The sequence below is a fragment of the Micrococcus lylae NBRC 15355 genome, from assembly GCF_001570885.1.
Lineage (GTDB): Bacteria > Actinomycetota > Actinomycetes > Actinomycetales > Micrococcaceae > Micrococcus > Micrococcus lylae.
Genome location: NZ_BCSN01000065.1, coordinates 1 through 13,253 on the forward strand (window position 1 = coordinate 1; position 13,253 = coordinate 13,253).

At 73.2% G+C, this 13,253-nt stretch carries 10 protein-coding genes; 7 read left to right on the plus strand and 3 right to left on the minus strand.

The features are described 5' to 3' along the window. A partial coding sequence (locus MLY01S_RS10765; RefSeq protein WP_067191934.1) for a dicarboxylate/amino acid:cation symporter occupies nucleotides 1-1,414 on the minus strand: 1,414 nt, incomplete at its 3' end. Nucleotides 1,415-1,644: 230 nt separating this feature from the next. Here MLY01S_RS10765 and guaB point away from each other — a divergent pair. The 7 genes from guaB (at nucleotide 1,645) to MLY01S_RS12220 (ending at nucleotide 12,016) form a co-directional block, all read left to right on the plus strand. Next, on the plus strand, nucleotides 1,645-3,189 hold the full coding sequence (gene guaB / locus MLY01S_RS10770; protein ID WP_067191936.1) for an IMP dehydrogenase: 1,545 nt from the start codon (nucleotides 1,645-1,647) through the stop codon (nucleotides 3,187-3,189). Between the two features lie 109 nt (nucleotides 3,190-3,298). Continuing rightward, the gene (locus tag MLY01S_RS10775) at nucleotides 3,299-4,435 is read left to right on the plus strand and encodes a GuaB3 family IMP dehydrogenase-related protein (protein WP_067191937.1); all 1,137 of its coding nucleotides are present in this window, start codon (nucleotides 3,299-3,301) and stop codon (nucleotides 4,433-4,435) included. Nucleotides 4,436-4,525: 90 nt separating this feature from the next. After that, nucleotides 4,526-5,500, plus strand: coding sequence for an SURF1 family protein (locus tag MLY01S_RS10780; protein ID WP_070637606.1), 975 nt, complete (start codon nucleotides 4,526-4,528; stop codon nucleotides 5,498-5,500). A gap of 2 nt (nucleotides 5,501-5,502) precedes the next feature. Further along, entirely contained in the window at nucleotides 5,503-6,060 is a 558-nt protein-coding gene (locus MLY01S_RS10785; protein ID WP_067191948.1) for a DUF3817 domain-containing protein, read from the plus strand. A gap of 120 nt (nucleotides 6,061-6,180) precedes the next feature. Next, a complete protein-coding gene (gene guaA, locus MLY01S_RS10790; protein WP_067191939.1) occupies nucleotides 6,181-7,800 on the plus strand; it encodes a glutamine-hydrolyzing GMP synthase in 1,620 nt (539 codons plus the stop codon). A 146-nt stretch (nucleotides 7,801-7,946) separates the two neighbouring features. After that, nucleotides 7,947-11,711, plus strand: coding sequence for a hypothetical protein (locus tag MLY01S_RS10795; RefSeq protein WP_067191942.1), 3,765 nt, complete (start codon nucleotides 7,947-7,949; stop codon nucleotides 11,709-11,711). A gap of 65 nt (nucleotides 11,712-11,776) precedes the next feature. Further along, on the plus strand, nucleotides 11,777-12,016 hold the full coding sequence (locus MLY01S_RS12220) for a hypothetical protein (RefSeq protein WP_082740126.1): 240 nt from the start codon (nucleotides 11,777-11,779) through the stop codon (nucleotides 12,014-12,016). A gap of 149 nt (nucleotides 12,017-12,165) precedes the next feature. Here MLY01S_RS12220 and MLY01S_RS10800 read toward each other — a convergent pair whose 3' ends face one another. Further along, entirely contained in the window at nucleotides 12,166-12,483 is a 318-nt protein-coding gene (locus MLY01S_RS10800; protein WP_067191945.1) for an FmdB family zinc ribbon protein, read from the minus strand. 70 nt (nucleotides 12,484-12,553) lie between these two features. Further along, the gene (locus MLY01S_RS10805; RefSeq protein ID WP_245232122.1) at nucleotides 12,554-13,231 is read right to left on the minus strand and encodes a 5-formyltetrahydrofolate cyclo-ligase; all 678 of its coding nucleotides are present in this window, start codon (nucleotides 13,229-13,231) and stop codon (nucleotides 12,554-12,556) included. Between the last annotated feature and the right edge of the window lie 22 nt (nucleotides 13,232-13,253).

A 13,253-nucleotide genomic window follows, 5' to 3' on the forward strand; every position in this document is an offset into this window, starting at 1 on the left:
GGCGGCGGGCGTCCACGATCTCCTCCTCGTCCTCCATGATGTCCGCGCGCTCGGCGTTGTAGCGGTCCAGGTCGAGGATGTGCTCCTGCTTGGCCACGAGTGCCGGGATGAGCGCCTGGCCGGCCACGTTGGTGGCGGTGCGGCCCATGTCCACGATCGGGTCCACGGCCAGCAGCAGGGCCATGCCCTCGAGCGGCAGCCCCGCGGTGGACAGGGTCAGCGTGAGCATCACGGTGGCGCCGGTGGTGCCCGCGGTGGCGGCCGAGCCCAGGACGGAGACCAGGACGATCAGCGCGTACTGGCCCAGCGAGAGGTCGATGCCGAAGAACTGCGCCACGAACAGGGCGGCGATCGCCGGGTAGATCGAGGCGCAGCCGTCCATCTTGGTGGTGGCGCCCAGCGGCACGGCGAAGGAGGCGTAGCCGGTGGGGACGCCGAAGTTCCGCTCGGCCACGCGCTGGGTCACCGGCAGGGTGCCGATGGAGGAGCGGGACACGAACCCGAGCTGCACCGCGGGCCACACGCCGGAGAAGTACTGGCGCACCGAGAGGCCGTGCAGCTTCGCCAGGGCCGGGTAGAGCACGAAGAGCACCAGGGCGAGGCCGAGGTAGATCGCGACCACGAACTTCACCAGCGTGCCCATGGTGGTCCAGCCGTAGGAGGCCACCGCGTTGCCGAGCAGGCCCACGGTCCCCAACGGGGCCAGACGGATGATCCACCACAGGACCTTCTGGATCACGGCCAGCACGGAGCGGGAGAAGGACAGGAACGGCTCGGCCTTCGCGCCGACCTTGAGCGCTGCCACGCCGACGGCGATGGAGACGACCAGCACCTGCAGCACGTTGAAGTCCGGCGAGACGGAGACGGCACCGGACTCGGCCACGGACGCGGAGGCCTCCAGGCCGAGGAAGTTCGCCGGGATCAGGCCCTTGAGGAAGTCGAGCCAGCCGACCTCGCGGGCGGTGTAGTCGGTGGGGGCCTGCTGTCCGGTGCCGACGCCCGGCTGCACCACGGCGCCGACGGCGACGCCGATCAGCACGGAGACCAGCGAGGTCAGGGCGAACCAGAGCAGGGTCTTCGCCGCCAGGCGGGCGGCGTTGGTCACCTGCGCCAGGTTGGCGATCGAGGCGACCACCGCGAAGAACACGAGCGGCACCACGGTGGCGCGCAGCAGGGAGATGTAGGACGAGCCCAGGGTGGCCAGGCCCTCGCCCAGCCACGTGGGGGTGTCCTCGGTGTGGCCGGTGGCGCGGGCGAGCAGGCCCAGGGCCAGGCCCACCACCAAGGCGATGAGGATCTGCGGGCCGAAGCGCGTGTACCACGCGGAGGGTCGGGGGCGGTCGGAGGCACGCGCGGCCGCCTGCTCGGGGGCGTCCGAGCGCGGGGGCGTGGGGGAGGCGTTCTGCGAAGTCATCGGGCGACGATAGGCCGGGTGCGGGGCAGGGAGCGGCCGGGGGGTCATCCAGGGCAACAGTCGTGATCGTGGACACCAGGCGACGTGCTCGGGCCGTCGGGCGGGCCGACGGCGGCAGGTGAGCTTCCCCACCCCACGGCCGCCCCGTGTGTGCGCGGTCGTAGACTGTCAGGCACCGGTGCTGCGCGCCGGTGCCTGTTGCCGTCTCCCGCTCGAAAGGTTCTGCGCCCGTGAACGTCACGTCCTCTGGTCCGTCGCCGGATCCCGTCGCCACCGCCGCCGACCCGTTCGGGTTCTTCGGCCTCACCTACGACGACGTCCTGCTGCTGCCGAACGCCACGGACGTCATCCCGGCCGACGCCGACACCTCGACGCGCCTGACCCGGCGGATCAGCCTCAACATCCCCATCATCTCTGCGGCGATGGACACCGTGACCGAGGCGCCGCTGGCCATCGCCATGGCCCGCCAGGGCGGCATGGGCATCATCCACCGCAACCTGTCCATCGAGGACCAGGCCTCCCACGTGGACCGCGTGAAGCGCTCCGAGTCCGGCATGATCACCGACCCGGTGACCATCGGCCCGGACGCCTCCCTCGCCGAGCTGGACGAGCTGTGCGCCCGGTACCGCGTCTCCGGCCTGCCGGTGGTGGCCGAGGACCGCACCCTGCTGGGCATCATCACCAACCGGGACACCCGCTTCATCCCGCAGGAAGAGTGGCAGACCCGCACGGTCGAGACCGCCATGACCCGCATGCCGCTGGTCACGGCCCGTGAGGGCATCTCCCGCGAGGAGGTGCTCGAGCTCTTCTCGCACAACCGGGTGGAGAAGCTGCCGCTGGTGGACCGCAAGGACCGCCTCACCGGCCTGATCACCATCAAGGACTTCGACAAGGCATTGAAGTACCCGGACGCCGCGAAGGACGAGGAGGGCCGCCTGCGCGTCGGCGGCGCCGTCGGCTTCTTCGGCGACGGCTGGGAGCGGGCCATGGCGCTCGTCGAGGCGGGCGTGGACGTGCTCGTGGTGGACACCGCGAACGGCCACACCCACGGTGTGCTGGACATGATCGCCCGCCTGAAGAAGGAGAAGTCCGCCCGGCACGTGGACGTCATCGGCGGCCAGGCCGCGACCTACGCCGGGGCCAAGGCCATCGTGGACGCCGGGGCGGACGCCGTGAAGGTCGGCGTGGGCCCGGGCTCCATCTGCACCACCCGCGTGGTCGCCGGCGTCGGCGTCCCGCAGATCACCGCCATCTACGAGGCCGCCAAGGCCGCGATCCCGGCCGGCGTGCCGCTGATCGCCGACGGCGGCCTGCAGCACTCCGGGGACATCGGCAAGGCCCTCGTGGCCGGCGCCGACTCCGTGATGCTCGGCTCCCTGCTCGCCGGCACCGCAGAGTCCCCGGGCGACCTGGTCTTCTACCAGGGCAAGCAGTTCAAGGCCTACCGCGGCATGGGCTCCCTGGGCGCCATGCAGACCCGCAACGGCCAGCGCTCCTTCTCCAAGGACCGCTACTTCCAGGCCGACGTGCCGAGCGAGGACAAGCTGATCCCCGAGGGCATCGAGGGCCAGGTTCCCTACCGCGGCCCGGTGGGCGCCGTGGTCCACCAGCTGGTGGGCGGCCTGCGCCAGACCATGTTCTACACCGGCTCGGAGACCGTGCCCCAGCTCAAGGAGCAGGGCCGCTTCGTGCGCATCACCGCGGCGGGGCTGAAGGAGTCCCACCCGCACGACATCATGATGACCGTCGAGGCGCCGAACTACCGAGGCCACTGACACCGGCCGGCCGCACCGGCCGAAAGCGCCGCCGCGAGGGGTGGGACCGCACCGGTCCCGCCCCTCGTCGCATGTCTGCACCGGCGCGGCTCTCGACTACCCTGGAGGGGTGAGCAACGAGATCGAGATCGGACGTGGCAAGCGTGGCCGTCGGGCCTTCTCCCTGGACGACGTGTCGGTGGTCCCGGCGCGTCGCACGCGTGACCCCGAGGACGTGAACCTGTCCTGGCAGATCGACGCCTTCACGTTCGACATGCCGGTGATCGGCGCCCCGATGGACTCCGTGATGTCCCCGGACACGGCCATCGCCCTGGGCCGGCTCGGCGGCCTCGGCGTCCTCAACCTCGAGGGGCTGTGGACCCGTCACGAGGACCCGACCTCCCTGCTGGAGGAGATCGCCTCCCTGCCGGACGAGCCGGGCAGCCCTGAGGTCACCCGCCGCCTCCAGGAGATCTACTCCGCGCCGATCCGTGCCGAGCTGATCACCGAGCGTCTGAACCGGATCCGCGAGTCCGGCGTCGTCGTAGCCGGCTCGCTCACCCCGCAGCGCACGCAGGAGTTCTACCGCACGGTCGTCGAGGCCGGCGTCGACCTGTTCGTCATCCGCGGTACCACCGTCTCGGCCGAGCACGTCTCGACCGCCAAGGAGCCGCTGGATCTGAAGAAGTTCATCTACGAGCTCGACGTCCCGGTGATCGTCGGCGGCGCGGCCGGCTACACACCGGCGCTGCACCTGATGCGCACCGGCGCGGCCGGCGTGCTCGTCGGCTTCGGCGGCGGCGCGTCCTCCACGACCCGCCGCGCACTGGGCATCCGCGTGCCGATGGCCACCGCCGTCTCGGACATCGCCGAGGCCCGCCGCGACTACATGGACGAGTCCGGCGGCCGCTACGTGCACGTGATCGCCGACGGCGGTCTGGGCACCTCCGGCGACATCGTCAAGGCGATCGCCATGGGCGCCGACGCCGTCATGCTCGGCGCCACCCTGGCCCGCGCTACGGACGCCCCGGGCGGCGGATGGCACTGGGGCGGCGAGGCCGCCCACCCGGTGCTTCCGCGCGGCCACCGCACCCGCGTCGGCCAGGCGGCTCCGCTCGAGGAGCTGCTCTGGGGCCCGGGGCGCCAGACCGACGGCACCACGAACCTCATGGGCGCCCTCAAGGCGGCCATGGCGACCTCCGGCTACACCGAGCTCAAGGACTTCCAGAAGGTCGAGGTCATCGTGAACCCGGCCGTCGGCGCCTGAGCCCCGCACCGGCCCCTGCCCGGCAGGGGCCTCCGGAGCCGCCCCTCCGGCACCCGCCACCGTCCCCGACCCCCTTCGGAGCTGAACCGCGTGCTGCGCACCGCCCTGAAGCCGTTCTGGCTGCTGATGCTCGTGCTGACGATCGTGGTGTCCGGCGTGTTCGTCTACCTGTCCAAGTGGCAGTTCGAGAGCGCCGAGACCGCTGCGCCGCCCCCGCGCGAGCAGACGGAGAACGCGGTCCCGCTCGTGGGCCACATCAACCCCGCCGAGCCGCTGCTGGCCTCCCAGGCGGACCAGGTGCTCGAGTTCTCCGGCACCTTCCTGCCGGACACGGACGTCGTGGTGGACAACCGCCTCCTGCGGGGAGAGGACGGCTACTGGGTGGTCTCCGCCTTCCGCCCGGACGAGGCGCCGGAGGGCGCCCCCGAGGGCATCGTCATGCCGGTCGTGCGCGGCTGGTCCGCGGACGCCGCCGCGGCCGACCCCGCCCCGGAGGGCGAGGTGACCGTCACCGGCCGCCTGCTGCCGCCCGAGGGGCCGCTGCCGCGGGTGAAGGACGGGCCGGACACCGGCGGCCGCATCCTCGTGGACAGCCTCTCGGCGGCCCAGCTGACGAACTTCTGGGACGTGCCCTCCTACGCCGCGTTCGTCGCGGCCTTCGAGGTCGTGGACGCCGCCGGCGCGGACGTGGGCGTCGGCGCCGCCGAGGGCGGCCTGGAGCCGGTGTGGGTCGCGCCGCAGCCGGACGAGACCACCATCGTGTGGCTCAACGTCTTCTACGCCGTCGAGTGGATCATCTTCGCCGGCTTCGCCCTGTACCTGTGGTGGCGCTTCGTCCGTGACGACCACGCCCGCGAACTGCGCGAGGCCGAGCTCGACGCCGAGTGGGAACGGACCTGGCGCGCCGAGGAGCTCGAGCGACGCCGTGCCGAGGCGGCCCGGGCCAAGGAGGAGGCCCGCCGCGCCTACGCCGCCTACCACGGCCTCGACGCGGCGATCCCCGCAGACCAGACCCCCGCAGACCGCAGCCCCGGGGCCGGACGCCCCGACGCACCCCAGGAGTGAGCATGAGCCAGGACCACCCGACCCCGGACCCCCGCCACGAGCCGGTCGACCCGGACACCCTGCCGGACCCGGAGGACATCACCGAGGACGACCTCGGCCCCGCCCCCGCCCGCCCCCAGACGCGCCGCCGCTTCGCCGGCACCCGCCAGCAGATCCGTGGGGCCAAGACCTTCTACAAGGTCTGTGCGTGGATCACCGGCGTCATGCTGCTGCTGCTCGTGGCGGAGATGATCGCGAAGTACGGCTTCGGCAACGAGATCTTCGCCGGCGGGGTCACCGCGGACGGCGTGGAGAACACCGTCGGCTTCCACCCGGAGGACTCGGTCACCGGGGGAGTGAACCTCTCCAGCGCCATCCTCATCGCCCACGGCTGGATGTACGTGGTCTACCTGTTCGCCGGCTTCCGCGTGTGGAACTTCATGCGCTGGAACCCGCTGCGGCTGTTCCTCATGGCCGGCGGCGGCGTGGTCCCGTTCCTGTCCTTCATCGTGGAGAAGAAGATCGACCGGGACGTCGAGGCCGAGCTGCACCGCTTCCCGGACGCCGCCCTCCGCTACTGACCCGCCCCCGGCGCCCCGGCGGGGCGCCCGAGACTTGCCCACGACGGCGTCGGCTCACCAGAGCCGGGCGCGCGGCCGTCGTCGTCCCCCCGCCTCCGGTGGCTCGACTATCCTGGACGGGTGACTGAGAACGCACCCCTTGAGGAGAACGCCACCGAGCTGGCCGAGGTGATGCCGACCGTCCTGGTGCTGGACTTCGGCGCACAGTACGCACAGCTGATCGCCCGCCGCGTACGCGAGGCCAACGTCTACTCCGAGGTCGTCCCGGCCTCGACCCCCGCCGAGCAGATCCTGGCCCGCAAGCCTGCGGCTCTGGTGCTCTCGGGCGGCCCGTCCTCGGTCTACGAGGAGGGCGCCCCCCAGCTCGATCCGGCGCTGCTGGAGGCCGGCGTGCCCGTGCTCGGCCTCTGCTACGGCTTCCAGTCCATCGCGCATGCGCTGGGCGGCACCGTGGCGAAGACCGGCACCCGCGAGTACGGCTCGACGCGCCTGGAGACCGTGGAGTCCGACTCCGTGCTCTTCGCCGGCCAGGACGACGACCAGGTGGTCTGGATGTCCCACGGCGACGCCGTCACCGCGGCCCCGGAGGGCTTCGCCGTCACCGCCACCACCTCCGGTGCGCCGGTCGCGGCGTTCGAGGACCGCGAGCGCCGCATCTTCGGCGTGCAGTGGCACCCGGAGGTCGGCCACTCCTCGCGCGGCCAGGAGGTCATCTCCCGCTTCCTGCACGAGGGCGCCGGCCTGGGCTCGGACTGGACCGCCACGAACGTGATCGACGAGCAGGTCGCCCTGATCCAGGAGCAGATCGGCGACGCCCGCGCGATCTGCGCCCTCTCCGGCGGCGTGGACTCCGCCGTGGCCGCCGCCCTGGTGCAGCGCGCCATCGGCGACCGCCTGACCTGTGTCTACGTGGACCACGGCCTCATGCGACAGGACGAGTCCGCACAGATCGAGAAGGCCTTCGGCGAGTCCACCGGCGGCGCCCGCCTGATCATGGTCGACGCCCGCGAGGACTTCCTGAGCGCCCTCGCCGGCGTCACGGATCCCGAGCAGAAGCGCAAGATCATCGGCGAGCGGTTCATCCGCACCTTCGAGAAGGCCCAGGCGGACATCGTCCGGGAGTCCGCGGACGACCCGCACGCCCCGGACGTGAAGTTCCTGGTGCAGGGCACCCTGTACCCGGACGTCGTCGAGTCCGGCGGCGGCGACGGCACGGCGAACATCAAGTCGCACCACAACGTGGGCGGCCTGCCGGATGACATCGAGTTCGAGCTCTGCGAACCGCTGCGCGCCCTGTTCAAGGACGAGGTCCGTGCCGTCGGCTCCGAGCTGGGCCTGCCGGACGAGATCGTCTGGCGCCAGCCGTTCCCGGGCCCGGGCCTGGGCATCCGCATCATCGGCGAGGTCACCGCCGAGCGCCTGGACCTGCTGCGCGCCGCCGATGCGATCGTGCGCGCCGAGATGACCGCCGCCGGCCTGGACCGTCACATCTGGCAGTGCCCGGTGGTGCTCCTGGCGGACGTCCGGTCCGTGGGCGTCCAGGGCGACGGCCGCACCTACGGCCACCCGATCGTGCTGCGCCCGGTCACCTCCGAGGACGCCATGACCGCGGACTGGGCGCGCATCCCCGAGGACGTGCTCGCCCGGATCTCCAACCGCATCACCAACGAGGTCGACGGGGTCAACCGCGTGGTCCTCGACATCACCAGCAAGCCGCCGGGCACCATCGAGTGGGAGTGAGCGGCAGGGGCGACCGCCGTGGACTCGGGCCCAGAGGGTCCTTGCCCGCGGCGGTCGCACCGCCGTTCCCGCCCCGTCCGACACCGCCCGACGACCTCGCATCCCGCGCACCGTCCCCGCGTGGACCAGGAAGGACCGCACCGACCGTGACCGAGCACCAGTTCCCGCGCCTGAACCGGGCCCGCGCCGCCGCCTCCGGCGAGACCGCGGGCGACGAGCAGCGCCCGGACCCGGCCACCTGGGTCTCCTCGCTGGGCTCCGGGGCCGAGAACGACACGATGCTGCGGTTCGCCCCGTCGGCGCAGAACAGCATCGACGTCACGCAGGGCAACAGCTCCGGCCTGTCCCAGCTGATGCTCGGCCGCCGCACCCGCCTGTCCACGCTGCTGCGGTCCGAGGAGGAGCGCGAGCAGGCCCGCAGCGTCTCCCTGGCCCTGCGCGCCAAGGTCCGGGAGCTGTCCGAGGAGCGCGGCATCGACGTCGGTGCCCTCGCCGTGGGCCTCGCGTCCTGGACCGCGGTGGAGGACGGTCGCCGGGAGCGACGCTCCGCCCCCGTGCTGCTCGCCCGCGTGGCCACCGCCATGCGCCGTGGTGCTCGTGGCCGGGACGAGATGGAGGTGCAGATCATCGAGCACGCCGAGCTCAACCCGGCGCTCGTGCGCAATCTGCGCCGCCACCACGGCATCGAGCTGGACCCGGAGCAGTTCCGGCACGCCGCCTACGCCATGGCCCGCCTCGAGCCGGCCCCGGCGCTGCACCTGCTGCAGGAGAAGGCCGGCCACCTCACGGACTTCCACGTCGAGCACCGCCTGCTCATCTCCACGTTCGCGGACCTGGGGGACACGGCCCGTGTGCCCGAGTCCCTGGAGCACCGCCCCGTGGTGCAGGCACTGTACGACGCCGGCACCGGCATGGTCCCGCGCCGCCGGAGCCTCGAGGACACCGGCCTGCTCCCGGTGGCCCAGCGCCGCGCCGCGGACGAGCGCCACGTGCTGGATGCGGACCCGTCCCAGCAGCGCGTGCTGGACCATGCGCTCGCGGGGGAGTCGTTCCTCGTCCAGGCCGCCCCCGGCACCGGCCAGACCCAGACCGCCGCGAACCTGGCCGCCCAGCTGGCGTGGGACGGCAAGCGCGTGCTCGTGGTGGCCGAGCGCTCCGCGGCCCTCGAGGACTTCCAGGACCGCCTGGACTCCGTGGGACTGCGGGACATCGTGCTGGACGTGCCGGCCCACCCGGAGGCCGAGCCGCTGCGTCGGCAGCTCGTCCAGGCCGTGCTGCGGGCCGAGCGGGCGCCGGACCCGGAGACCGGCCCGCTCCAGCAGGAGCTCGCCGCGCACCATGCCCGCCTGTCCGAGCACGTCTCCTCGCTGCACCACGTGCGTCCGCGGTGGGGCTGCTCGCCGTACCAGGCCATGCAGGCCCTCGCCGCGCTGACCTCCCTGCCGACCTCCCCGTCCACCACGGTGCGCCTGAACCGCTCCGTGCTGGACTCCACCGTGAACCGCCAGGCCGTGGCCGAACAGCTGGTCCGCGCCGGCGAGCTCGGCGCGTTCTCCGCCGCCTCCACGCAGTCCCGCTGGTTCGGTGCGCGCGTGCGCAACGTCCAGGAGACCGAGGCGGCCACCGAGCTGGCGGAGGAGCTGGCCGCGCGCCTGGCGATCGCCCGCCGCGCCGTCGAGTCCGCCGCCGGCGAGGCCGGCCTGCGCCCGGCGGACACCGTGGCCGGCTGGGCCGAGCAGGTCGAGCTCTACCACGCCGTCCGCCGGTCCCTGCAGACCTTCACCCCGGAGGTCTACGCGCAGGATGTGCCCGCCATGGTGGCCGCCACCGCCTCGAGCTCGTGGCGCCGCGGCCACATGGTGGAGATGTCCTCGGTGACCCGCGCCCGCCTGCGCCGCGCCGCCAAGGACGTCGTGCGTCCGGGCGTCCACCCGGAGGACCTGCACGCCGCCCTCGTCCAGGTCGAGGAGCAGCAGGCCGTCTGGACCCGCTTCGCCGGAGGTCCGTCCACCCCCACCGCTCCGGGCATCACCGACCGCGCCCTGGACGCCGTCGCGGACGTCGTGGACCGTCTCGACCGCCTGCAGGAGGTCCTCGCCCCCGAGCAGACCGAGGACGTGCAGCTCGTGGACCGGGACGTGGACGAGCTCGCCGCGCTGGTGGACGGCCTCGTCGCAGACCGCGACACCCTCGCCTCCCTGCCGGAGCGCACCCTCGTGCTGGACCAGCTCCGGGACCACGGCCTGGACGAGCTGCTCCAGGACCTGCACCGTCGCGAGGTGCCGACCGCCGGCCTCACCAGCGAGCTCGAGCTCGCCTGGTGGCAGTCCGCCCTCGAGGCGATGATCTCCGGCGACGACTTCCTGGCCATGATGGACGGCCCGGCCCTCACCGGCGTCGAGCGCCGTTACCGCGAGCTGGACCGGGCCCACCTGGACTCCGGCGCCGCACGCCTGCGCCACCACCTCGGCACGCAGTGGAAGGAGGCCCTCGGCCGCTACCGCGCCGACGCCTCCGTGCTGCGCACCATGCTCAAGCAGGGCAGCGTCACCGTCTCCGGACTGACCACCCTCGCCCCCGAGCTGCTTCAGCCGCTGGTGCCGGTGGTCACCACCTCGCCGATGGCCCTCACGGAGTTCGGCGACGAGTGGGAGGCTGACGCGGTGATCCTGCTCGAGTCCGCGTCGACCTCGCTGGCCTCCGCCATGGGCGCCCTGACCCGTGCGAAGCAGGTCATCGCCTTCGGAGACCCGGTGCTCGGCCGCCCGCAGCCGTTCCAGGTCTCCGTGGACCCCACGGCCACCGCCGGCCCGCTGCGTCCGCTCACCTCCGCGCACAGCGCTCTCGAACAGGTCCTGCCGAGCGTGCCGCTGCGCACCATGCACCGCGGCCTCGAGCGCACTCTCGTGCGCATCCTGTCCGCCGCGGACTATGAGGGCGCCCTGGACGCCGTCCCGCACGCCGGCGAGCTCACCGGCCGCGACCGCCCCGTGGTGGCCCACTACCTCGAGGACGGCACCGGCATCCCGCTGACCGGCGGCGACGCCGTCGTGTCCACCGTCGCGGACGTGACCCGCACCGTCGAGCTGGTGTTCGAGCACATCCGCACCCGCCCGGAGAAGTCCCTGGCCGTCATCACGGTCTCCGAGCAGCACGCCCGGAAGGTCGCCGCCGCGGTGCGCGCCACCGCCGCGAAGAACCAGTGGGCCCTGGACTTCCTGTCCCGCGGCCGCGGAGACGACGACGCCCGCGAGCCGTTCGTGATCGCCCCGGTCGTGCGCGCCGCAGGCATCGTCCGCGACGAGGTCGTGTTCTCCCACGGCTACGGCCGCACCCCGCACGGCCGCGTGGTCCACCACTTCGGCGCCTTCTCCGACCCGGACGGCGCCCGCATGGTGGCCCTCGCCTTCACCCGCGCCCGGGAGCGCATGCACCTGGTCTCCGCCCTGCGCGCCGAGGACCTCGAGGAGGACCGCCTCTCCGGCGGCGCCCTGGACTTCTACCGGATCCTCCAGGCCTACTTCGGCGACGAGCAGCAGGCACCGGGCGCCGGCGTGCCGAACCCGCTCAACCAGGACCTCATCCGCCGCCTCGGCGAGCACGGGGCGAAGGTGTGGCCGCTGTTCGGGTCCGTCATGGACATGGCCGTGTGGGACCCGCAGGGCGAGTCCGCGCCGCTGGCACTTGCCTCGGACGGCGCGGACACCTACACGGCGCTGACCGTGCGCGAGCGGTCCCGCCTGCTGCCGGAGGCCCTCGAGGCCCGTGGCTGGGACCCGGTCACCCAGTGGACCATCGACGTGTTCGCGGACCCGGAGGCGCTGGCGGACCGATATGCCGACCGTCTCGGCGTGGACGCCGACGCCGCGCACCTGGGCTGGACCGGTGAGGACGGGGACGCACAGCAGTGAGCGGGGACCCGGCGCCGGAGGGGCCGGAGCGGTCGGGGTCGGTCGGCGCTGAGAGGGACAGTGCGATGACCGGTGCGGACCGCTGGCCTGCGGCGACGCAGCCGGCCGAGCCTCGCCGTCGCCGTGGCCCGCGCCGCGCCTCGGTGCCCGGCACAGGACCGGCGGGAGCGGACGGTGCCGAGCCGCGCATCGTGGGGCTCAACGCGGAGCCGAGCGACGCCGTCGTCCCGGGGGCGGGCAGGCCTGCCGCGACCGATGCGCGCGGACGGTGGATCCTCGACCAGCGCCCGCCCCACTGGGGCTGAACGGGGCGACGCTGGGGCTGAACGGGGCACCGCTGGGGCTGAACGGGGCGCCGGACCGGGCGTCGGCACCCGACGACGAAGCCCTCGTTCCGATCCGGAGCATGAGAGGCATGCTCTAGATCGGAACGAGGGCTTCCGGATGCCTCGGCTCAGCCCGACGACGACGAGGCCGACGACGAGGCCGAGGACGAGGAGCTCGAGCCTGAACCCGAGTGCGAGGAAGAAGACGACGACGAGGAGCCCGAACCCGCGCCCGAGCGCGAGGACTCCGAGGAGGAGGACCCGCCCGAGCTCCGCGAGTCGGTCCGGTAGAACCCGCCGCCCTTGAACGTCACACCCACGGAGCCGAACTGCTTGCGCAGCGTGCCGCCGCACTCGGGGCACTCGGTGAGGGAGTCGTCGGTGAAGGACTGGACGATGTCGAAGGCGTGGTCGCAGTCCTTGCAGCGGTAGGCATAGGTGGGCATGGGTTCCTCCGTGGGGGAGCGGTGCGTCGGTGCCGGCGGCGCCCGTGCGGGCCCGGCTCGATGCAGAATCCTAGTCCCGCTCCCCGGCACGGCCTGCGCCGGTGGGGTCCGCGTCGGCGAAAGGCGGGCCGAACCACACGAGTCCGTCCGCGGTGGCGACGCCGTGCACGGGCCGGTCCGTGGCCTCGGCCGGAACCTGACCGGCCGGCAGCACCTCGTCCGGGAACAGGAGCGCGACCCGGGGCAGCCGGTCCGGCAGCGCGGCGAGGGCACGGTCGTAGTAGCCGCCGCCCTGGCCCAGCCGCATGCCCGCCGAGTCCACCGCGAGACCGGGCATGATCAGCGCCGCGGCCGTGTGCAGCGCCGACGCCGGCAGGCGCTCGCCGACCGGCTCCTCCACCGGGGCGTGGGCGGACCGGGCTGTGGCCACGCCGGGTGTCCACACCGTCCAGTCCATCCGCCTCCCCTCGGCCGTGACGGGGACGAGGACCCGGGCGTCGGCGGCGTGGAGGCGGGTGCGCAGGGACGCGGTGTCCGGCTCCGTGGGCATCGGCAGGACGGTCGCGACCGTGGTGTCCGCGCCGGCCGCGGCACGCTCGGCGATCCGCGGGCCGAGCCAGGACCACAGGTGTGCCACCGCCGCCTCGGACAGTCGGGCGCGCTCGGCGGCGTCCCGTTCCCGACGACGGCTGCGCACCTGGGTGCGCAGCCGCGCCTTGGCCTCGGCGCAGGTCTCAGGGGTGTCCATGTCCCTCATTGTGCCGCCTAGG

What these genes read in the sequence shown, in the direction of transcription:
- MLY01S_RS12220 (WP_082740126.1), top strand. Translation starts at nt 11,777, where the DNA reads ATGACCGGTGCGGACCGCTGGCCTGCGGCGACGCAGCCGGCCGAGCCT.
- MLY01S_RS10800 (WP_067191945.1), bottom strand. Translation starts at nt 12,483, where the DNA reads ATGCCCACCTATGCCTACCGCTGCAAGGACTGCGACCACGCCTTCGAC.
- MLY01S_RS10805 (WP_245232122.1), bottom strand. Translation starts at nt 13,231, where the DNA reads ATGGACACCCCTGAGACCTGCGCCGAGGCCAAGGCGCGGCTGCGCACC.
- MLY01S_RS10785 (WP_067191948.1), top strand. Translation starts at nt 5,503, where the DNA reads ATGAGCCAGGACCACCCGACCCCGGACCCCCGCCACGAGCCGGTCGAC.